Annotated in this window: 12 protein-coding genes, 1 pseudogene and 1 riboswitch; of the genes and pseudogenes, 7 read left to right on the top strand and 6 right to left on the bottom strand. The window is 63.6% G+C overall.

What is annotated here, in order from left to right:
- Positions 1-365 precede the first annotated feature (365 nt).
- Positions 366-836, top strand: coding sequence for a hypothetical protein (locus WD012_RS06220; protein ID WP_339562895.1), 471 nt, complete (start codon positions 366-368; stop codon positions 834-836).
- Positions 833-1,273: pseudogene (locus tag WD012_RS06215) on the top strand (DUF4186 domain-containing protein); the annotation flags it as partial. The gene WD012_RS06220 and the pseudogene WD012_RS06215, both read left to right, overlap by 4 nt.
- Positions 1,274-1,468: 195 nt before the next feature.
- Here WD012_RS06215 and WD012_RS06210 read toward each other — a convergent pair.
- Positions 1,469-4,036, bottom strand: coding sequence for an energy-coupling factor transporter ATPase (locus WD012_RS06210; protein ID WP_339562894.1), 2,568 nt, complete (start codon positions 4,034-4,036; stop codon positions 1,469-1,471).
- An 85-nt stretch (positions 4,037-4,121) separates the two neighbouring features.
- On the bottom strand, positions 4,122-4,748 hold the full coding sequence (locus WD012_RS06205) for an ECF transporter S component (protein WP_422614377.1): 627 nt from the start codon (positions 4,746-4,748) through the stop codon (positions 4,122-4,124).
- A gap of 28 nt (positions 4,749-4,776) precedes the next feature.
- A riboswitch (FMN riboswitch) is annotated at positions 4,777-4,934 on the bottom strand.
- 87 nt (positions 4,935-5,021) lie between these two features.
- Here WD012_RS06205 and WD012_RS06200 point away from each other — a divergent pair.
- The 3 genes from WD012_RS06200 to WD012_RS06190 all read left to right on the top strand — a co-directional run bounded on the left by WD012_RS06200 (position 5,022) and on the right by WD012_RS06190 (position 8,422).
- Complete coding sequence (locus tag WD012_RS06200) at positions 5,022-6,038, top strand: glycosyltransferase family 2 protein (RefSeq protein ID WP_339562892.1); 1,017 nt, start codon at positions 5,022-5,024, stop codon at positions 6,036-6,038.
- A 159-nt stretch (positions 6,039-6,197) separates the two neighbouring features.
- The gene (gene ppgK, locus WD012_RS06195) at positions 6,198-6,968 is read left to right on the top strand and encodes a polyphosphate--glucose phosphotransferase (protein ID WP_339562891.1); all 771 of its coding nucleotides are present in this window, start codon (positions 6,198-6,200) and stop codon (positions 6,966-6,968) included.
- A gap of 248 nt (positions 6,969-7,216) precedes the next feature.
- The gene (locus WD012_RS06190; protein WP_339562890.1) at positions 7,217-8,422 is read left to right on the top strand and encodes a pyridoxal phosphate-dependent aminotransferase; all 1,206 of its coding nucleotides are present in this window, start codon (positions 7,217-7,219) and stop codon (positions 8,420-8,422) included.
- A gap of 9 nt (positions 8,423-8,431) precedes the next feature.
- Here WD012_RS06190 and WD012_RS06185 read toward each other — a convergent pair whose 3' ends face one another.
- Both WD012_RS06185 and WD012_RS06180 read right to left on the bottom strand, forming a co-directional pair.
- A complete protein-coding gene (locus WD012_RS06185; protein WP_422614374.1) occupies positions 8,432-9,244 on the bottom strand; it encodes an ATP-binding cassette domain-containing protein in 813 nt (270 codons plus the stop codon).
- A complete protein-coding gene (locus tag WD012_RS06180; protein ID WP_339562904.1) occupies positions 9,241-11,349 on the bottom strand; it encodes a glycosyltransferase in 2,109 nt (702 codons plus the stop codon). The genes WD012_RS06185 and WD012_RS06180 overlap by 4 nt, the downstream gene beginning before the upstream one ends.
- Positions 11,350-11,499: 150 nt before the next feature.
- On the opposite strand from WD012_RS06180, the gene WD012_RS06175 reads away from it, so the two are divergent.
- On the top strand, positions 11,500-14,970 hold the full coding sequence (locus WD012_RS06175; protein WP_339562888.1) for a tetratricopeptide repeat protein: 3,471 nt from the start codon (positions 11,500-11,502) through the stop codon (positions 14,968-14,970).
- Between the two features lie 126 nt (positions 14,971-15,096).
- Positions 15,097-17,886 carry an NAD-dependent DNA ligase LigA gene (gene ligA, locus WD012_RS06170; RefSeq protein WP_339562887.1) on the top strand — a complete coding sequence of 930 codons (2,790 nt, stop codon included), beginning with the start codon at positions 15,097-15,099 and terminating at the stop codon, positions 17,884-17,886.
- Positions 17,887-17,973: 87 nt separating this feature from the next.
- Here the strand turns inward: ligA and WD012_RS06165 are convergent, their stop codons facing one another.
- Positions 17,974-19,242: an Mrp/NBP35 family ATP-binding protein gene (locus WD012_RS06165; protein ID WP_339562886.1), complete on the bottom strand. Its 1,269-nt coding sequence runs from the start codon at positions 19,240-19,242 to the stop codon at positions 17,974-17,976.
- Positions 19,243-19,443: 201 nt separating this feature from the next.
- Positions 19,444-20,880 (bottom strand): type I glutamate--ammonia ligase, encoded by a 1,437-nt coding sequence (gene glnA, locus WD012_RS06160; RefSeq protein WP_015451297.1) that lies wholly within the window; start codon positions 20,878-20,880, stop codon positions 19,444-19,446.
- Positions 20,881-21,209 lie beyond the last annotated feature (329 nt).

Raw genomic sequence — 21,209 nt, 5'->3', positions numbered from 1 at the left:
AAGGACAACCCACGAACACGGGACCCACTCATATACCCACCCACAACCACACCACAACCACGGGAAACCAACCAAACCACCACTATCCATATCAAAATCTAAGGCGTCGAGAATCCATATGCGTTCTGTATCCGGGAACACACCGCGATATGTTTGCCCAGAGCGCAGCGAGTTCCCCGCAATACGCGATGAACGGTCGGACCCACCTGGCCACTGCTTTGGTGTACTCCGGTACCTGTGCCATCGACTGATGGTGCGTCCCGCGGAGAACCATGGCGAGGTCAGGTAATCGACAGCGATGATGCCCGTATCCGCGACGTATGCCTTACGATAGTGGTATCCGTTTCGGTCAGGGAAGGAACGCCATGGCAGGCAGCACGCCGAAAGCACCGGGTATGAAGCGCATTATGCGACGCAAGGACGATAGACGGGACAAATATGGGCTCAACCTGCGGGTATGGACGAGACGGCACGAGCAGGATATCGAGAACCGGCTGAGGCAGGGGGAGGATCCAGGAAGGCTTCTGGACTGGCACGAACGCGAACTCGCATGGCTGCAGCATGAGCGGCTCATCCACTTGGGCGTCATGATGATCACCATCGTCGTGTTCCTGGTCGCGCTGGCCTTTATGGTCCTTGTCCCCTCCACGATCCCCGTATCCACCATCATCTACCTGGCGATGCTGGGACTGCTCATCGGGTATGTGCGGTACTACTTTTTCCTGGAGAACACCGTCCAACATTGGTACACAATCGCCGATGACCTGTACGCGCGTGCCGGTGCACGGCATCGTGCCGGGCAAGCGGTGGACACGGAACCGAAGCGGACTGCATGAACGAAACCGTACTACAAGCGGGAAACCCCACACGTCCGTCGCCCCGGCAGCATGACGCGGGGCGGCAGACGGATGACATATGGGTTGCCGACACGTTGGGACGATTGTCACAATCGGCGTTCCGCTCATCGTTCACATTGAGCGCGCACGATGCCGACTATGCGCGGCGCAAGGGCAGAGACGTAATCGGCCGCCACGCCCGTGAGATGCTCGCCCAACGTGTCGGGGCGGCGCAGCCGTACAAGGATGGCAAGCAAACACCATGGCGGGGCCATCCCGTATTCACCGCGCAGCACGCCACGGCATGCTGTTGCCGCGGGTGCATCGAGAAATGGCATCATATCCCACGTGGCAGGGCACTGTCATCAGAGGATATCAATCGGCTCGCATCCCTGGTGATGGCGTGGATCGACCGTGATCTGGCGCGGCATCCGGCACCCGGCGCTGGGACAACGGGTGCCGGGACGCCTGACGCCAAGCACAGTGGCTGGGAGAGACCCGAAGAGCAGACCGTCAAACATGGATTATCGTGCAAACCGTCGGCCTCCGGCCATCCGGACGGCCATGGCAATCACTCTGGCTTCATTCAAGGCGCATTGCTGTAGCCGTCATCCACGGTTCCGCCTATGCCCTTAGAGTGCCGCTACCAGCCCCAGCGAAACCAGATAGATGAGACACACGATGATGAACACGCCATCCAGGGCGTGCAAGCGCATCGCATGCCAGTGCGTGCGACGGATGCCTTCCTCATAGGAGCGGGCGTCCAACGCGAGACTGAGATTATCCGCATGCCTGAGCGATGCCGCGAATACCGGCATGATGATTGCGCACATCGCACGGCAGCGGTGGGCGGGTGACCCGCTTTCGATGCTGCCGCCGCGTGCCGCCTGGGCCTGCGCGATGGCGACGGTCTCCAAGCGCAGGGTCGGCAGGAACCGCAGGGCAAGGCTCAGGACCAGCGCAATCTCCTGCACGTGAATCCCGCAGCGTTTGAGCGGGGAGAACAGGGACTCGAACGCGTCGGTCATGGCGGTCGGGGTCGTCGCCTCCATACAGACCGCGCCCAGGATGATGACGAGCGCGAACCGGCATGCGTAGATCAACGCGATATGGATGCCGTCATCGGTAATCGGGATGGGACCGAGATGGGCGAGCGGCGTGCCGGTGCGTACGAAGAAGATATTCAGTGCACCTGCGAACACGAACAGGAACAGGAACATGTGGATGCGGGCGAGCAATTGCAATGGGCGGATGCGTGCAGCCGCGACGATACCGCCGGTCAGCAAGGCGCCGACGGCAAGCTGCCAGGGTGTACCGATGGCGAACGCGGAGAACATCAACGCCAGGAACGAGACGATCTTCACACGCGCATCGAGCAATCCGATAGCGGAACGTCCGGGAGCGATGCCGGCGTGATGCGGCGAGGCGCCGTCCGATGGCAAGGCAGGGCCGGCCATGGGGTCGGCGGAAATCTTGGCGGCGGTAAGACTTGGCGTATCCTCGGCCGGCCCCGCATCGGCGGGGGACTCCAGCACGAGCACCCGATCGGCGACGGCGCGCGCCTCGTCGACGCTGTGTGTCACCAGGACGATGGTGACACCGCGACGGTGCAGGTCGGCCAGCAGACCGCGGATCCGTGCGCTCGCCGTATCGTCGAGGCTGGCGGTCGGCTCATCCAGCAGCAGCACGTCAGGATGGCAGGCGATGACGCCGGCGATGGCGGCGAGCCGTTGCTGCCCTCCGGACAGGCTGAACGGTGAGCGGTCGCGCAGATTGCCGATATGCAGCAGTTCCAGCGCCTCATCGACTCGTTGCGTGACCTCCTGCTCACTCAACCCCAGGTTGCGCGGACCGTAGGCGACATCTTCGGCGACGGTCCGCGCGAACAGTTGTTGTTCGGGATGCTGCATGACCAGACCGAGCCGATGCCTCAACTCGGCGCGCTGCGATCGGGAAAGCTGCCGGATACGGGGAGCGAGCCGGTGCACGACCCGTTGCCATGGGCGTCGGGCGCGGCCGGGGCATCTGCGGTCCGTCGCCACGGGGATACCGGCGACGGTGATATCGCCCTCGTCGGGGGAGGCGAGAGCCGACAGGAGCCTGATTACCGTGGTCTTGCCTGCACCATTGCCGCCCATCAGGGCGAGCGTCTCACCGCGATTGACGGCGAAGCTCAGCCGGTCCACGCTCGGGTGTCCCGCACCCTGAGGAGTGAACGAGACGTTCTCGACACGGATCGCCGGCTCCGGCCGGTCTGTGGTGTCTGTGGTGTCCGTGGTGTCCATGGCATGCATGGCATGCGTACGGTCCGTCGACATGCCCTCCGGCGTGCCGGGGTGAAGCCAGATGACCGGCATGCCGCTTGATTGCAGCATATGGCGGAAATCCTCACGGTCCGGTGCGCCGGTTGCATGGCTGGCATGGGCGTGCGTGGCCGGTGCACGGTCGGAGACGATACGCCCGGAGTCCATGGTGATGACGCGTGTCCCGCGATCCGCCTCATCCGCATGGTGGGTGACATGGACGATGGTCGTTCCCTGCCGGTGCAATGTATCAAGAATCGCGAGCACATCCATGCGCGCGTCCTGGTCAAGCATCGCAGTCGGCTCGTCAAGCACCACCATGCCTGGGTTCATGGCGATGATGCCGGCGATCGCGACCCGTTGCTGCTGGCCGCCGCTCATGGTCGTCGGATTGTCGGCGGCATGCCCGGCCATGCCCACGGCATGGAGCGCATACCCCACCTGTCCGTCGATACGGTTGCGATCCATGCCGAGGTTTTCCGGGCCGAACGCCACATCATCACCCGTGACCGTGGTGACGATCTGGTCTTCGGGATTCTGGAACACCGCGCCGATATCATGCCGGGCACGCCGGTATTGTTCGGCATGCGCGCCTTCGGTGTCGAACACGACATGCTCGTCAAGCACGATTGTTCCCGAATCGGGGGCGGACAGCCCGGCAAGCAGACGGGCGAGCGTGGATTTGCCCGACCCGTTCGCGCCGACCATGCACAGGTATTCACCCTGGCGAATATCGAGGCAAACCCCGTCAAGCGCCCAATCATGCGATCCCGCATACCGGTACCGCACATGGCTGAGCCGGGCCGCATACCTGCGGTCGGCGTGTGCATCCGCGGCGGGCTGGACGTGTGGTTGCGCAGAGGAGCACGTGGTAGAGGAATCCTGAGTTGAAATCATGCCGTCCTTCATGGGTGGTGGAGTACCGCCGTGTCCCGGCGATACGTCTGTCGCCGTAGCACCGGGACACGAACGGGCGCGGGGGTCAGCGCGATGACCGGTTGAGCAGCTCGGAGACGGGCTTGTACACGAGGAACGTGACCACGCAGTTGATGGCGTATTTCGCGAGGTTGAACGGCAGCAACGCAGGCACGATGAGCGCGGCGACCTGGCTGACCGTCATATGCGCGTACAGCGGGGTGATGACCAGGTTGCCGACGATGGCGAGGACCAGTGCAATGACAGCGCCGGCAACCAGGCCGAGCACCGCCCCGGAACGGGTGCGCCTGCGCCGGTAGATCGCCGCTGCGGGCACGGACATGCCGACCGCCACCAGCCATGCCATGAGGGTGCCCCACGGGTTGATGAACAGGTGCGGCACGAAGCCGAGGATGCTGACGATAAGCGCCGCGGCAGGGCCGTAGGCGAAGCCGGCGACAAGCGCGACGATGCCCGACGGATCGTATTTGAGCCATTGGACGCCGGGAATGAGCGGGAATTCGATGAAGCTCAACGCCATGGACAGGGCGACGAAGCACGCGTACATGGCGATGCGCCGCGTGGACCACCGGCCTGAGTCCCCGACACCGGTGGAATGCGCGTCCTTCGGTGACGTGCGTTCCGTGATGCCGCCCCCTGGCTCGCTGCCGTCGACGATGGTGCGGATAGACATGCGGGTATGCGAAAAGATGCTCATCTGAGCTCCGTTTCTTCCATCCGGACTGTAACCGTTGGCCCCGGATTCCCACCGGATCGGCCGCTTGCGCGGGTCGCGGGCTTCGATGCGGAACACCGCCGCGGACCGCGGACGGCGCATCGTTACCGCCAGTAAGGATTTTCACCTTCCCTGAAACTTACGCCGTCCATCTTTACCTCATGCGTGGAGAAAATGCAAGCGGATGCTCATATTCGCCATTCGGTGAGGGCAAGTGCAAGAATGGTGGGCATGACACAACCAGAGCATGCCAAGAAAGCCACCATCGACAAGCTGGCCATCGTCATCGTCACGTACAAGCGGCAGAAGCTGCTTGCCACGCTGTTCGATTCGCTCAAGGCGCTGACCGTAGCGCCGTGGCGTATCGTCGTCGTGGACAACGAGCACAGCGAGACCACGAGGGCCATGACCGAGGAGTTCGGTTCTGCGGTCACCGCCCAATGGGGACAGACCATCGCCGATACGCAAGGCAATATGGATCGCGTCGTGTACTTCCCGCAGGAAGGCAATATCGGCGGTTCCGGCGGCTTCAGCAACGGCGTGCGCAAGGCGTACGAGCTGGGCGCCGAATGGTTCTGGGTCATGGATGACGATGTGGCCGTGCTGCCGGACGCCATCGAGAAACTGGCCCCGTGGACGCGCTACCATGATGTGATCCAGGGCAGCCGCAACGACTATGACGGCGGCCCGTTCTACTGGCAGTACCATTTCATCGTCCCCCTGGGCATCCCCGACCCGATCGCCCCGGCGGCGTTCGGCCCGCGCGGCTATCGCGTCATGAACACGATGTGCTTCGAAGGTGGCCTGTTCCGGCGCGACATCGTCGAGAAGATCGGGTTCCCTGACGGACGGTTCTTCATCTACTGGGACGATACGATGTATGGGTATCTGGCGAGCAAGGTCACCAACCCGATTGAGGTCAGGGACGTCATCATCCGCCGTACCCGTGATATCGACAACTGGGATATCGCCGGGCTGCGCCAGCTGAACTCCACGTCGGATATGAATCGGTACCACATCATGCGCAACCGCGGGTATATGGCGCGCTATTTCATGGTGTACGGGGATTACCGGCCGATGCTGTTCGCATTGGGCACGGCGGCCACCGCGGCCAAGGAGGTCATCCGGCTGGTCGCGGTGGATCGCGGGCATCTGCGCAGCGGCCTGTCCGCGATCGCGCGTGGATGGTGGGATTCGCACAAGCTGTTGCACGACCCCGACTGGCGGCCGATGCCTGCCTTGAAGTGACGTTTGCAATACGGTAGGTCGCGTGTCGCGCGAGGACTTGGGAACCATGATGAAAGCGTTTGCAAGTCTTCGGCGTGCCGCGGCCTCGTTCGGTCATGGGGCGCGGTACAATCACCGTACCGGTTCATACATACCCATCACCTCATAGGAAGGTCAAAGATGATTGAGACAGCACAGGCTTTCGGCGTTGACATCGGCGGCTCCGGCATCAAGGCGGCTCCCGTCAATCTGGAGAAGGGTGAGTTCGCTGAACCGCGTCTGAAGATCCTGACCCCGGCAAAGTCCACCCCGCAGGCCGTTGCGGACATCGTGCGCCAGCAGCTCGAGCATTTCGAGGTTCCCGAGGACGCTCCGGTCGGCATCGCGTTCCCGGCGCCGATCAAGCCCGGCAAGCCGCTTGATTTCATGGCGAACCTCGACCAGTCTTGGATCGGTGTGGATGTCACCGAGGAGTTCTCCAAGGCGTGCGGCCGCCCGGTCGTCGTAGTCAACGACGCGGACGCCGCGGGCATCGCCGAGCAGCAGTTCGGCGCCGCGAAGGGCCAGGACGGCCTGGTGATCGCGACCACGCTGGGCACCGGCATCGGCACTGCGCTGATCTATGACGGCATGCTGATCCCGAATACCGAGCTCGGCCATATCGAACTGCCCAACGGCAAGGGCGACGCCGAGAAATACGCGGCCTCCTCCGTGCGTGACAAGCTCGACATGAGCTACAAGAAGTGGGCGAAGCGCCTGACCAAGTACTACGGTCTCATGGAGAAGTACTTCAACCCGGACCTGTTCGTGGTCGGCGGCGGTGTGAGCCGTGTCAGCGAGAAGTTCCTGCCGTACATCGATATCAAGACGCCGATGGTTCCGGCCAAGCTGCGCAACGAGGCGGGCATCATCGGTGCCGCCTACTACGCCAGCACCAAGACCGCCAAGTGACAGAACCGTCACCTCCACGCTAGAGCGGCGACCCGGATCCCGGTGAGCCGAAGATGCGTGCCGTGGCCCATCCCTGCATATTCGGGGATGGGCCACACGTGTTTGCGGGTGTCGCACAGCCGGGTGCCATGTATGCCTGCCCCTTGGTGATGGCGGCCTGAGATGGCAAACACGGGACGTGACATGCACGGGCATGACACAGGCACGTGGTCGTGACACACGATAGTGTCGTGACATAGGATAGTGGCGTGCGTTTTTCATCACGAGTGGACATCAGCGATCCCAATGCCATTGCCGGGGCGGAACAGGAAGCCAAAGCCAATGGCGTCACCCTTGACAGGCTCAACGATTCGAACCCGACAAGATTCGGCCTCGCCCCCGGCTCGCTCCCCGGCGTGTACGCCGCCGACCCGCGGGGGCCGGTCGCCGCCAGGAACACGTTGGCGCGGTTCCTGACCGACCGGCACGCGCAGGAAGCCAGGCGATCGGGTATCGCGCAGGATGCCGTGCCGGTGGATCCCGACCGCCTGTACCTGCTGAGTTCCACGTCGCAAGCCTATTCATGGCTGATGAAACTGCTGTGCGATGCTGGCGACGCGATCCTTGCCCCCAAGCCCGGCTATCCGCTGATTGAATCGATCGCGGCCCTCGAATGCGTCGAGGTGATGACCTACCAGCAGCGTTTCGACGGGTCGTGGATCATCGACACCGCCCAGCTGCAAGCCGCCCTGGACAGCCCACAAGGCGGGCGGATCCGCGCGATCGTACTCATCAACCCGAATAACCCCACCGGCTCATACGTCAAGCCTGCCGAGCGCGAGGCCATCGTGCGGCTATGCGCCGACCATGGCATCGCCATCATCGCCGACGAGGTGTTCTATGATTTCCCGGTCGAGCCGTTCCCGGGCAATGCGCGGCTCGCGGGGGAGCGGCGCGCCCTGACCTTCGCGCTGGACGGGTTGTCGAAAATGCTGGCCGCCCCGCACGCGAAAGTCGGCTGGATCCAGGTTTCCGGCCCGCGCGACGAGGTCGCGCAGGCGATGCGCCGGCTGGACGTCATCGCCGACGACTACCTGCCGATGAGCGACATCATCGCCGCCCGCCTGCCCGCCATGCTCGATGAAGCCCGCCTCCAGACCATCCATGTCCGCGAGCGGGTGACCGGCAACGCCCGGACATTGCGCCGGATGCTGCAAGAGGACCCTCACGGCCTGGTTTCGATGCTGCGCATGGAGGGCGGATGGAACGCGCTGGTGCGTATCCCATCCGTGCTTGACGAGAACGAGGTCGTGCTGCGCATGATCCGTGACCATAAGCTGACCGGGCAACCCGGCTATTTCTTCGATATGACAGCCAACGGGTATCTGGCGGTCTCCCTGCTGCCGCAGCCGGAGCGGTTCGCCCGCAATGTCGACGCGGTCCTTGACACGGTGGCGGCGATGATCGACGAGTAGGCGGCAGCGTCACGCCATCATACGCCGGCGCTTGTCGCGGATCGTCTCGGTATAGGCGGCGACCGCGTCCGCTGGAGCGCCGTCGAATATGATACGACCCTCGTCAAGCACGATCGTCCGGTCGATCGCATACTCAGGGCGTGTGATCATCGCCGTGTCATGCGTGGCGAACACGACTTGGCGGTCAAGGGCGAATAGGGCGCGCGCCACGTGGGCGGTGCCGACCTCATCCAATCCCTTCGTCGGCTCGTCGGCGACCAGCACGACCGGATCGAGGCACAGTGCCGCCCCGACGGCCAGCAGATGGCGGTGCTCGCTGTCCAACGCGTCAGCAGGCCGGTCACGCCACAGTGACAGGTCAAGCTGGGCGAGCAGCGAGCCGATGCGCGCCTGGCGCTCGCTGCCCGCGATATGACGGGCGCGCATATGCTCGTCCAGCGCCTTCGCGATGCTGTCGCTGCGGTAGAAGCTTTCCGGGATCTCCTCGCGGCGTACGCACCCGACAAGCCGGCCGGCACGCTTGCGATCCTTCCTGCCGGCAGGCGTCAGACGCTCGTCGCCTGCCGTGAGCGTGACCGAACCCGCTGTCGGGGCGAGCGAGCCGTCCAACAGCTTCAGCAGGGTTGTTTTGCCGGACCCGTTCAAACCGATGACCGCGATCCGCCGCTGGCCAAGTGTGACCGTCACGTCATGCAGCCCCACATGCCCGTCATCGTAGGCGAAGGAGACGTGGGACAGGGCATACGCCACATGGTCGGGGCGGGCCGGCGCCTCGCCATGGTCGCGGGAGAGCAATGTCGAGAAGAAACCCATGGCATTCATCCTAGCAGCGCGAACCATGATTGCAGCTGTGCGAACATCTGTGGCGCGGCATGCTGCAAGGTATCGTCACGTCCGGAAGCGAAGCACGACGCCAGCAGGAACAGGACACACGCCACGATGAGCAGCATCATGCACGTGCGACGCAGCCACAGGGACACGGCGCATAGCCGCTCGGTCCGCGGTCCGGCAGCCGGCGTCCGCCCATGCCCGCCGGGCATGTCACCGACGAACCAGACCAGTCCGGGCAGGGCGGCGAAGGCGACCAGCCAGCCGAAATCGCAGATGTACCGCCATCCCAGCCCTGCCGTACACGCGTCCATGACCATGATGGCCAAACCGAGGACGGCCATCCAGTGCAACAGGTGGCCATACGCGATACGGTGACGCCGGCGGAGCAGGGGAAGCACAATCGCGAACCATGCCATCGGGCACAGGACGAACAGGCCGGCCACCATCGGCTCGGCATACCCCCATGCGGGCAACGGCGTGGGATTGACCGCCACAAACGGGAATGAGGATTGCAAGCGGGCGGGCAGGAACAGGTAATAGCCGACGATCCAGCGGATATTCGCCAGCGGCTCACGATACGAGGTCATGTCGTTCACCGTGATCTGATACCGGTTACCGAAGTTGAGCGGCGAGCCGAAGCGCAGCGTGTTGAGCACGAACACCGGGATGGAGACCATGAGCGCGGGGACGACGACCGCAGCCGGCGCGACCCACGCCGACCGCGTCACCCGGCGGTGGCGCAGCATGCGGCCCAGCTCACGGATCTGCGAACGGAACATCGGGAAGATCAGCAGCGCGGACAACGCGAACGTGGGACGGCACCCGATATTCGCCGCGATACATGCCGAACCGGCAGCCAGATAGGGAATCGACAGGCCGGGAGCCTCCCCGACATGCCACAGCTTCGGGCCATCCACATCACGCTGGGCGCACGTCCACAACCATAATCCGAGCATGGTGAGCATGAGCGACGCCGCGATCGGCACCGAATAGAAATTCGTACGCAGCCACAGATACCCGGCATTCGAACCCAGCAGCAGCGTCGCCCACGCCATGCCCAGCGCGGCGAGCGAGATACGCGGGGCTACACGCCGCAGCACACGGACCATGAGCAAGGAGGCGAACAGCAGGAACCCGAACATGAACACCAGCACCGCGCTCGCCGACGGCAACATGGCCCCGCCCCGCGACCACAGGGCAGACACGGCCTGATACGGCACGAACAGCAGCAGCGCGGGGATCACCCCGAAATATGAATACCAGTGGCCTTTATAGAACGCGTAATCCCAATAGATAGGGGAAACACCCCTGTCCAGCAGCAGCTCGCGCAACGCCGGGTCGTACGGGTTGGCGCTGTCGGCGAATGCCTCGGGAACCTTCAGGTCCAGCGACAGGCGGCCGTGCAGGAGCGCATCGGCGACATGGCCGTACTGATCGAAATCGTAGGTGTATCCGCCGGCCGTATGGAACACCAGCGGCCTGGCCTGTGCCGCCAGCACCCCCGCCGCGGCGAACGAGCATACGCCGATCACCGTCATGACAACGATGAACGCCACGCGCTGCACCCGCGCATGCGGGTCCGCCCGCACCTTCCACAACCGGGACCCCGGCCGCCAGCAGCCGACCAGGCAGGCGATCGCCGCCATCACCGTGACACGGATCCAATCGAACGAGAACGGCACCCGCACATTCGGCCGCACCGCGAAGAACGGCACCCGCGTGCCGGCAGGCTCCTGGATCCATACCGTCACCGTGCGCCGCGCATCGGCACGCACATACAGCGACCTGGGCTCAGACGCGTCCACGAGCATGGAACGGCCGACCCTGCCGTCGCAATCGACCCGTACGCGCACCGTATCGATGGCCGGGTCGCCGGAACCCCCGGAAGCCCCGGTGATATCGGCAAGATCGATGCGCGCGTACGACGAACTGCCATCCACCGTGGTACGCAGGTACGCTTTCGTCGGATCGGTGACCTCAAGCGTGCCTGACGCCTGACGCACCAGACCGGAGCCCGTCGTGTTGAGCGTCGACGGGGAATCGGTGCTCGCCGCCATGCCGGTCCAGTACGGCAGGTTGAACACCACGCCCTCCATCACCGCGATAACCAGGACAGACAGGATGGCAAAGCGTACTGCGGCATGGGATTTGCCGCCTGATACGGAACGTAGGGGAAGAGACAACACGGTATTATTCTAAGAGCATGACCTCCCCGCCATGTCTGCGCGGATTGGGACAATCTCCGTATGACACGATTCACGAAGCACTCCCACGGCAATGGACGCCGGCAGAACACATCCATGTTCGACAAGCTCAAGGAATCGCTGCGCCACTCCATCACCGGCGATACGGCACACACCCCGGATGCCGCGGAACCGCAAGACACCACCGGCGCCCCTACGACGGCGCCCACGCAATCCGGCGGCGTGCTCGAAGACCTCGAACGGCACGCCATCGACCTCAACCCGTTGGTCAAACGCCGCATCTACAGCCATCTTCCCGGCACGCCACAAGGAGTAAGCCTCGGGTGGGCGCAACTGCCGCAGACCCATGGCCGCGCGTTCTCGCTCGGCATGTTCATCGGTGACAACCGTTTCACCCAGGTCGCGCTCGCCGACGACCGCGGGCGGGTATTCGCCGGGGCGGACCCCCGGATGGATATCCAGGCCGCCGAAATACGGTTCATGTTCGGCAAGGACGGCGAATCGCGCCTGCCGGACGATACGCGGCTCGGAACCAGTCCCAAGGCTCCCGCGGCCGCCGTGACCCGCCTGCGGGATATGCTCGGCATGCCCGACGACGGGCAGGGCGTCGACGTCATCCAAGGCAGTGTCGTGGGCCGGGGAGCGGACGGGCGCATGATGTGGCTCGCCTCATGGATCAAACGCAATAACCGTTATACGCTCGAACAGCTGCGCGCCAACCTCCCGCAGGACATGCGATGCGACCTTGAATACCGTGACGCCATCGCCATCGCGTTCTTCGCCTCGTATCTGCTGCCGCATATCAACGGGCTGCTCGTAGGATTCGGATCGGGCAACATCTTCCGCAGGCTCAACCGCGAAGCGCCGATCGGGGCGATCCGCAGGAGCGTACGTGACACGCTTGAATCACGGGCGCACGGCATGCGCGTCTCCGGGCTCGAAGACTATTTCGCCGATGTCATGCGCGAATCCGGCGCATTGCAACCCGTCACCGGCCTCGAAGCGGTCCACGGCGCCGAACCGCTCCACCTGTACACCTCCAGCTATTCGGGCAGCTATTTCTTCTCGTGGGACTCGTCGTTGGAATTCTCCCCGGCACTGGCCTCACTGGTGATCGAAGGCGGGCTGAACCGGTTCGCGGCGGTCAGCGCGGTACTGGAACGCAACGCGCGCGTCGGCCAACAGCCCATCGAAGACAATGTCACCCGCGCCCAGGCGGCCCAGATCGATATGGCCCTGCTTGACGATCCGGCACTCATCGCGCTGCGCGCCGACGACAGGACCATGCTCGACCCGCTGCACGATGACGGCGTGGCCCCGCTACGCAACATCATGCGCCTCGCACGGCAGGCGGACGAACAGACCGCGCACGATTTCCCCGACCCCGCCGCCGGCCACGCGGCGGCCACGGACGCATCCGGTTCCGAATGGGTATACCGGCAGACCCTGGCACTGCTGCTCAGGAGCATGCGGCTGCCGTTCCGCTTCGATGTCGAGTTCCGCACGAACCTCGCCGACGGCAACGTGGCACTCGCCTTCACGACCGCCGGCACCGCGATGATGCCGAAAAGCAAGTACAGCGCGGCCAGTCGCGACTGGGTCAAGCTCGACGAGCATGAGCGTGCGTCGATGAGCGCGGCATACAACCTGCGTGTCGGTCTGATGATGGCCGCCATCGCATTCTCGGCGGACCCGCAGGTGAGACAGGTCACCGTGTACATCGACTCCATCGGATTGGAGGAAGCCGTCGCAGAACAGGATTCCGCCATCACCAAACTGATGGGCGAGGCGCTCAAGGCCTTCGAACGGATGCGCTCGCAGGATGCCGGCACCGTGATGGGCGGCAAGGCGGCGCCGAAGGACGGCGACATCCACGGCGACCCGTCGCTGGCATCGTCGATGCGCGGGGAAACGCCCCATGACGGCGCCACCCACCCGGCGCAGGAGGCTTCGGCTCCCGCAGGCGGCCACCAGACAGCCGGCGAGGATGACGAGGCGGGCACGCCCGCCGATGTCGACCGGGAATTCGAGGACCTCATGCACGGGGCGGACATCGACGAGACCGCGTTCAGCGTGTCCCCGGACAATAGCGGGAACTCGGAGGGCAAAGAGATCTTCACCATCGGCGACGATACCGCCGGCAAGGCGGACGGGCATGGCCCGGATGATCCGCTCAGCGCCCTGCGAAGCAATCCGACGGTACGGCATATGGCCGCCGTCACCTTCCAGCGTGACGCGTTCCTGAAGCGTGTCCGGGAGCACGGGCTGAACGATCCCATTGCCACCTACCGCATGTTCGAGGCGGTGATGGACGTCGACGAGGATGGCTCATTGCATCCGGTCAACGCCGATTTCGACCTGCGTGACGCCAAGTTCAGCCCTCTCGCCGCCCAGCAGGAACCGGAGTTCTCGGAAACCGGCTTCCCCCCGTCGGCAAGCCGCATCCTGGGCTGTGAGGACGCCACTGGATTGTCCATCCAGCGGGTCGACCTGCTGCAGCGGGCCGTGACGGATTTCCATCGCCTTGCGGCTGACGGCGCCATGCCCACCGTGGCCAAAGCCCAGCAGGCGATGCGTATCGTGGACCGGATCGGTGACCCGGAACTGTCCGAGCTCGCCCCGCAGGCCACCGCGGCGCTGATCGACGGCAACGACACCCCGGACTTCGATTTCACGCTCTCCAAGCAACTGGATGATGACCGCGTCAAGGCACGCGACCTGTTCTTCTCCGGCCAGGCGGAACAAGCGGTGGAATTGCAGGAATCCGCGGTGGACAAGCTTGACGCCCGGTACGCCCAATCCAATGGCGTGCCGCGATATTTCAACTCATATGCGGAACGTGTCGTCTACAACCGTCTGTTCGCCACGGCGGGGGAGCGTACCGTGCTCATCCCCGACAACCTGTTCTACGCCCATATGGAGCTGGCGGATATCCTCTCGCAGCTCAAGGGGGTGAAGGCGGCGCTGCCGCATCTCAACGCGATGGTCTCCTACGCTCCGGCATACCCGCTGTCGCACATGAAGCTCGCCGTGCAGCTCGCGCGCGACGAGGATTGGGATTCCGCTCGCGCGGCATGCCTCAACGCGTTGCGTGTGGCGCTTGACCGTGATGACGCCGCTTTCGCCTATTACCGTTTCGCCTACGCCGAGTGGATGCACGACCGCTTCGATACCGCGGCTGCAGCCTATCTCATGGCCTCGCATATCGCTCCGGGGCAGATCGCCACACTGCCCGCCGAACTCGAGGAACTCACCGAGCGTGCACGATCGCAGTGCATCCCGGTCCCGCACGACGTCGCCCAGGCGGCGGCCGTGCTTGCAGAGCATGACCTGCCGGTCTGGCCGCATACCGAAGTCGCCTCCATCGTACGGCAGGCAGCGCGCCTGTGCGTCGATCAAGGCATGTTCGTCCCCGCGCGCACGCTGTCCATCGCGGCGGCACGCCTCAACGACGGGCCCGGGGACGGCATCGACATGGTGCAGGCGCAGTTCCTGCGCTCGCTGAGCGCCTGAGCCCCGCCGGATGCCTGCCGGCAGGATGCGTCGGCCGGCGGGTCGTCGACTATCATCGGTGTGAGATAGACCAAGTGACGGATGCGTCCGGCATCCGTTCCGGAACGATGATTGGTGGGCTGGGCGATGGATTCTGCACAAGACGGGAACAACACTGCCGGGGAACAGCTGGCATGGGATTTCGACGCGCCGGATACCGCGGTGGAAAGCGATACACAGCCTGGAACGGATATTCCAGTGGTCGTGGATGAAGGCGCGCGTCGGTTCGTTCCCGGCACGGTAGCATGGATCGCCGCCCTCCAGCCCGATGACGAGGATGCGCTGCGGCTCGACCGGCTCGATGTCAGCGCGATGGACGCGGATGCGGCGGCGCGCCTGTGGGCGAAGGTCGCCGCATGGGTGGAAAGCGACCAGGTCGCCTACTATATCGACGACGCCCCGGTCTCCTCGGATGCCGCCTATGACGCGCGCATGCGCTGCCTGCAACGCCTGGAAGCCGCATTCCCGTCGCTGGATTCCCCGCAATCGCCCACCCACCGTGTCGGCGGCGCGTTCTCCAATGATTTCGCGTCCGTGCGCCACCCCTCGCGGATGATGAGCCTCGATGACGTGTTCTCCATCGAGGAGCTGCACGACTGGTACAACGGCGTACGGGAAGACCTCGAATGGCCGGACGGCAAGCCGTTGCCGATGACCTGCGAGGTCAAGATCGACGGACTCGCCTTGAACCTCATCTACCGCAACGGCGTGCTGGAACAAGGGTTGACGCGCGGCGACGGCGTCGTCGGCGAGGATATCACGATGAACGTGCGCACGATTTCGACCATTCCGCAGAATCTGGCCGGTCCCGCTTCGGACATCCCTGAATTCGTGGAGATTCGCGGCGAAGTGTTCATGCGGTGGGATGATTTCCACGCGCTCAACGAACGCAACGAGGACGAGGGACACGCCCCGTTCGCCAACCCGCGAAATGCGGCCGCCGGTTCACTCAGGCAGAAGGACCCGCGGATTACCGCGACCAGACGGTTGAGCTTCTACGCGCACGGCCTGGGCACCCTGCGTTGGGGTGAGGGCAGCGCACATCAGGGCCACGACCAGGTGGACGACCAGTCGCAGGCGTACGACCTGTACAAGAAGTGGGGAATTCCGGTATCCCCGCATAACCGCGAGGTCACGGATTTCAGCCAGATTCTCGACATGATCGACTATTACGGCGAGCACCGAGGCGATATCGAGCATGCGCTCGACGGTATTGTCGTCAAGGTCGACGATCTGGCGCTGCAACGCCGGCTGGGCGCCACCTCGCGCGCCCCGCGCTGGGCAATCGCCTATAAGTACCCGCCGGAGGAGGTCAACACCGAACTGCTCAACATCATCGTGCAGGTCGGGCGTACGGGGCGCGTCACGCCGGTCGCCGTGCTCAAACCCGTGTATGTCGCCGGGTCGACGGTCGCGCGCACCACGCTGCATAACCCCTTCGAAGTCAAGCGCAAGGGTATTCTCATCGGCGATACTGTGGTCGTGCGCAAGGCGGGTGACGTGATCCCGGAGCTTGTCGGGCCGGTGTTGGAACGGCGCAAAGGCAGGGAAGACCAGCTGCATGAGTTCGTGATGCCCACCCGCTGCCCGTCCTGTGGTGCGGTGCTTGCCCCGGCGAAGGAAGGTGACAAGGACATCCGCTGCCCGAATGTCGAATCCTGCCCGGCACAGCTGACCGAACGAATCATCAACCTAGGGTCGCGCAAGGCCTTCGACATCGAGCATCTGGGCGACCAGAGCGCGATTGCGTTGACTAATCCAGAGGAGAACCGGCCGGATTCCGTGGCATCCTACGACCCGTACCGCACCGAGATCGACGTGAAGCCCGGCCAAGAACCGGAGCCATATGAGCCGGTGGAAGGCTTGCAACTGCCGCCCATACAGACGCCGGTATTGTCCAGCGAGGCGGGGCTGTTCGGGCTGGACGCCGATATGCTGCGCGATGTGCAGGTGTGGCGTGAGGCGCCGATTATCGAAGTGCGCGAGCAGACTGACGAAAACGGGAAGAAACGCAAGATACGCCGTCGGATTGGCGGATCCGGCCTGTGGCATCAGGTGCCGGCGTTCTGGACGACGCCGACGAACGCGAAAGCCGCGGCCAGTGGGAAGGCGATTGAACAGGCGAAGGCGCGCGGGGACGATCTGGAATCCTACCCGGGGTACGCTGTTCCGCGCGATGCGCATATCGTGCGCGAGCTGACCCGGACCCTGCGCGACGGCACGGTTGCACGCCAGCCGGTGTATGTGCGGCCGATGGAGAACACGTACAAGCTGCTCGATGAGATCAACAAAGCCAAGCAGGCGGATTTGTGGCGTGTACTGGTTGCATTGTCCATCAGGCGGCTTGGCCCGCCGACCGCACGCACGATTGCCGACCATTTCGGCTCGCTTGAGGCGATTGAGCATGCGAGCGTCGCGGATTTGACTGAAATCGGCGGTATCGGTGAGGAAATCGCCAGTTCGGTGGTCGACTGGTTCGCCAAGTCGCGCGAACCGGGCGATTGGCGTGGCAGGATTCTTGCCGCCTGGAAAGCAGCTGGTGTGGGGCAGGTCGAGCATGAGAACACCGAGCCGCAGACCTTGGCCGGCATGACGGTCGTGGTGACCGGATCGCTGGAGGATTTCAGCCGGGAATCCGCCAAGGAGGCGATTGTATCGCACGGCGGCAAGGCCGCGGGGTCGGTCAGCAAGAAAACCACGTACGTGGTGGTCGGTGAGAATCCCGGCTCAAAAGCGACGAAAGCCGAGGAACTCGGCCTGCCTATCCTTGACGAAACCCAATTCCACCGCCTGCTCGACACCGGCGAACCGGGAGAACCCGCCGCTCGTGCTGACGCTAGTGCAGCCGATGCGACCCAACCCGAACTCGCCGACTGACCTCTCCCAACCTTCTGCCGACGCTGAGGGAGGTCTCAGCGTCGATAGAAGCAGAGCGAAAACCTTCTGCCGAAGCTTACAGTGCCGTCAGCGTCGGTAGTTGCTGGACATGAGGGATCGGGCGAGGGTGGTGAATTGGGCGGCGAGCGGGGTATCGGCCAACTCGCCGGATGGCGTCAGCACGGCCGGTCGCCCGGAATCGTCGATTTCGCGGATTTCCGGCTCGAGCGGCAGCTGGGCAAGCAACGGCACATCATAACTGAGCGCGCGAGTCAGCTGTTCGCTGACACGCTGTCCACCGCCATGTCCGAAAATCTCCAGCCGTTCGCCCTTGTGCTCGAAATAGCTCATATTCTCGACAACCCCACGCACTTTCATCGGCACCTGCAAAGCGACCAGACCTGAACGCACCGCGATTTCCGAGGCGCTCGGCTGCGGGGTCGTCACCACCACAAGTTCGGCATTCGGCAAGGTCTGCGCGACCGAAATCGCCATGTCACCGGTGCCGGGAGCCATATCGAGCAGCAGCACGTCCGGGCTGCCCCACCACACATCCGACAGGAACTGCTCCAGCGAGCGTTGCAGCCTCGGCCCGCGCCACAGGATCGCGCGCTCCGAACCGGCGAACATGCCGATCGACATGAGTTTGACGCCCCACGAGACCACCGGCATAAGCATTCCGTTCAGATTCGTGGGTTGCGTGTGCACGCCGAACAGCCGCGGAAGCGAGAATCCGTAGATATCCGCGTCGATGGCAGCGGTATCGTAGCCGAGTGCGGCGAAGGTGGCGGCGAGATTCGCCGTGACCGAGGATTTACCGACCCCGCCCTTGCCGGAAGCGATCGCGAAGATCCGCGTCTTGACACCCGGCTTGGTGAACGGGTTCTGCCGGCGTTCGGCCTTGAGCTGGGCGACGAGGTTCGCGAGCTTGTCCTGGCTCATCGCGCTCACTTCGATGTGGGGGATGAGCGTCGCATTCGGGTAGGTCGCCACGGCCTCGTTGATTTGGTTCGTGATTGTTTTCGACAACGGGCATCCCGCCACGGTGAGTTCCACATGCACGGTCACGTCGTAGGTCGAGGGGAGTACATCATGCGGCGTCGCCTCGATTGCGGCGATCATGCCCAGATCGGTGATGGAACGCCCCAATTCCGGGTCGATGACCTTGCTCAACCGGTGGTAGATGGCGATTTCGATAGCATTCGGCTGACTGCCCGGGACGTGTGCTGTGCCGTCATGGCTGTCAGCGCTGCTGGTATTGCTCGTGATGCCGGTGGTGCCGCCAGTGGTGCCGTTTGTGCCGGTGACGTCGTTGATGCCGTGCAGCGCCTGCTGGGAAGTCGGGGTGTGTGCCATGGTTCCTCCTGATTGTCCTTGAACACCGTAGCGCGCTTCCGTCCGCCACGCCAGTGGCGAAGTGCGTATACGGGGATCGATTACTGGACAAACGGCCCGATGACAACGATGTCATGCTGTGATCAAGCGTATCCCGCGCACATACGAAAAACGGGAAGCAAGCCCAAACTTGCTTCCCGTTTTAGCTACTGATTAGCGAAATCAGATGTTGAAGTACAGCTCGTACTCCAGCGGCGTCGGCTGCAGGCGAGCCTGGTCGATTTCACCGCGCTTGAGGTCAACCCAGGTCTCCAGCAGATCGTCGGTGAACACGTCGCCGGCGGTCAGGAAGTCGTGATCTTCCTCGAGGGCGTCGAGCGCCTCACCGAGGGAGCCCGGCACCTGCTTGATGCCCTCATGCTCTTCCGGCGGCAGCTCGTAGAGGTCCTTGTCAACCGGAGCCGGAGGCTCGATGTGGTTGAGCACACCGTCAAGGCCTGCCATCAGCTGTGCGGAGAAGGCGAGGAACGGGTTGGAGGATGGATCCGGAGCGCGGAACTCGATGCGCTTGGCAGCCGGGCTCGTGCCAGCCAGCGGAATACGGATGGCGGCGGAGCGGTTACGAGCGGAGTACACCAGGTTGACCGGAGCCTCGAAGCCCGGAACCAGACGGTGATAGGAGTTCAGCGACGGGTTGGTGAAGGCGAGCACGGAGGAAGCGTGCTTGATCAGGCCGCCAACGTACCAACGAGCGATATCGGAAAGCCCGCCGTAGCCCTTCTCGTCGTAGAACAGCGGCTTGCCGTCCTTCCACAGGGACTGGTGGCAGTGCATGCCGGTGCCGTTGTCGCCTGCGATCGGCTTCGGCATGAAGGTCACGGCCTTGCCGGCGAGGGCAGCGGTCTCGTGAACGACGTACTTGTACTTCATCAGGTCGTCGCCCGCGTGCTGCAGGGTGTTGAAGCGGTAGTTGATCTCCTGCTGGCCGGCGCCCGCAACCTCATGGTGCGAACGCTCGAGAATCAGGCCGACCTTCTGCAGGTTGGCGACCATGTCGTCGCGCAGATCCTGATAGTGATCGTTCGGCGGAACCGGGAAGTAGCCGCGCTTGACGCGGTTCTTGAAACCGATGTTCGGGGTGCCGTCATCTTCGGTGTCCACACCGGAGTTCCACGGAGCCTCGATGGAGTCGACCTCGTAGAAGGAACGACGCATGCTGTTCTCGTAACGCACCTTGTCGAAGATGAAGAACTCGGCTTCAGGCGCGAAGGATGCGGTGTCGGCGATGCCGGTGGACTTGAGGTAGGCCTCGGCCTTGCCTGCGACCTGGCGCGGATCGCGGGAGTAAGGCTCATCGGTGATCGGGTCGACGATGGAGAAGGCCACGTCGAGCGTCTTGTGCTTGCGGAACGGGTCAATGAACGCGGTGGAGACATCCGGCACCAGCTTCATATCGGACTCGTTGATGGCCTGGAAGCCCTGGACGGAGGAACCATCGAACGGCATGCCGTCGGTGAAAGCATCCTTGAGGAACTCGCTGGCGGGAACCGTGAAGTGCTGCTGAATACCGATGAGATCGGTGAAGCGAACGGAGACGTACTCAACGCCCTCTTGGTTGATCAGGGCCTCGACGTCTGCTTTGGTTTCGAGTGCAGTCAAGGGACCGCTCCTTTCATGTGAACTTACAGGCTCCAAGTCTAGGTTCGTCGGTTTCGGCCACTCGCCGTTTGCGTTACGAACATGTTTCGTACTTCGGTAACATTTGGGTGAAATCGTTGGAAAATCAAGGTTCTGTATTTTTCAATCCGTAAGGATTTCGTGCATTTGGCGTTCGAAACATGGACATGTGGGCGTATCCGGGCGTCTTGGGCGGACGATGTGCGCATGCTGTTGGCGCCGTCTCGGGCGGCGTGCGGAACGACGAATGCCCGGCCGGAGACAAGTCCGACCGGGCATTTGTGTGGTGTTGTTGTGTGGTGTTGTTGTGT

Origin of the sequence: Bifidobacterium thermophilum (assembly GCF_037482445.1) — a bacterium.
Classification (GTDB): Bacteria; Actinomycetota; Actinomycetes; order Actinomycetales; family Bifidobacteriaceae; genus Bifidobacterium; species Bifidobacterium thermophilum_B.
Note: the sequence above shows the minus strand (reverse complement) of the source record. Positions and strands in the feature narration are given on the sequence as shown.

Coding starts and splice junctions, on each gene's coding strand:
- WD012_RS06175 (WP_339562888.1), top strand. CDS start 11,500: ATGACACGATTCACGAAGCACTCCCACGGCAATGGACGCCGGCAGAAC.
- WD012_RS06210 (WP_339562894.1), bottom strand. CDS start 4,036: ATGATTTCAACTCAGGATTCCTCTACCACGTGCTCCTCTGCGCAACCA.
- WD012_RS06185 (WP_422614374.1), bottom strand. CDS start 9,244: ATGAATGCCATGGGTTTCTTCTCGACATTGCTCTCCCGCGACCATGGC.
- WD012_RS06165 (WP_339562886.1), bottom strand. CDS start 19,242: ATGGCACACACCCCGACTTCCCAGCAGGCGCTGCACGGCATCAACGAC.
- WD012_RS06180 (WP_339562904.1), bottom strand. CDS start 11,349: ATGGAGGGCGTGGTGTTCAACCTGCCGTACTGGACCGGCATGGCGGCG.
- ligA (WP_339562887.1), top strand. CDS start 15,097: ATGGATTCTGCACAAGACGGGAACAACACTGCCGGGGAACAGCTGGCA.
- WD012_RS06200 (WP_339562892.1), top strand. CDS start 5,022: ATGACACAACCAGAGCATGCCAAGAAAGCCACCATCGACAAGCTGGCC.
- ppgK (WP_339562891.1), top strand. CDS start 6,198: ATGATTGAGACAGCACAGGCTTTCGGCGTTGACATCGGCGGCTCCGGC.
- WD012_RS06220 (WP_339562895.1), top strand. CDS start 366: ATGGCAGGCAGCACGCCGAAAGCACCGGGTATGAAGCGCATTATGCGA.
- WD012_RS06205 (WP_422614377.1), bottom strand. CDS start 4,748: ATGTCTATCCGCACCATCGTCGACGGCAGCGAGCCAGGGGGCGGCATC.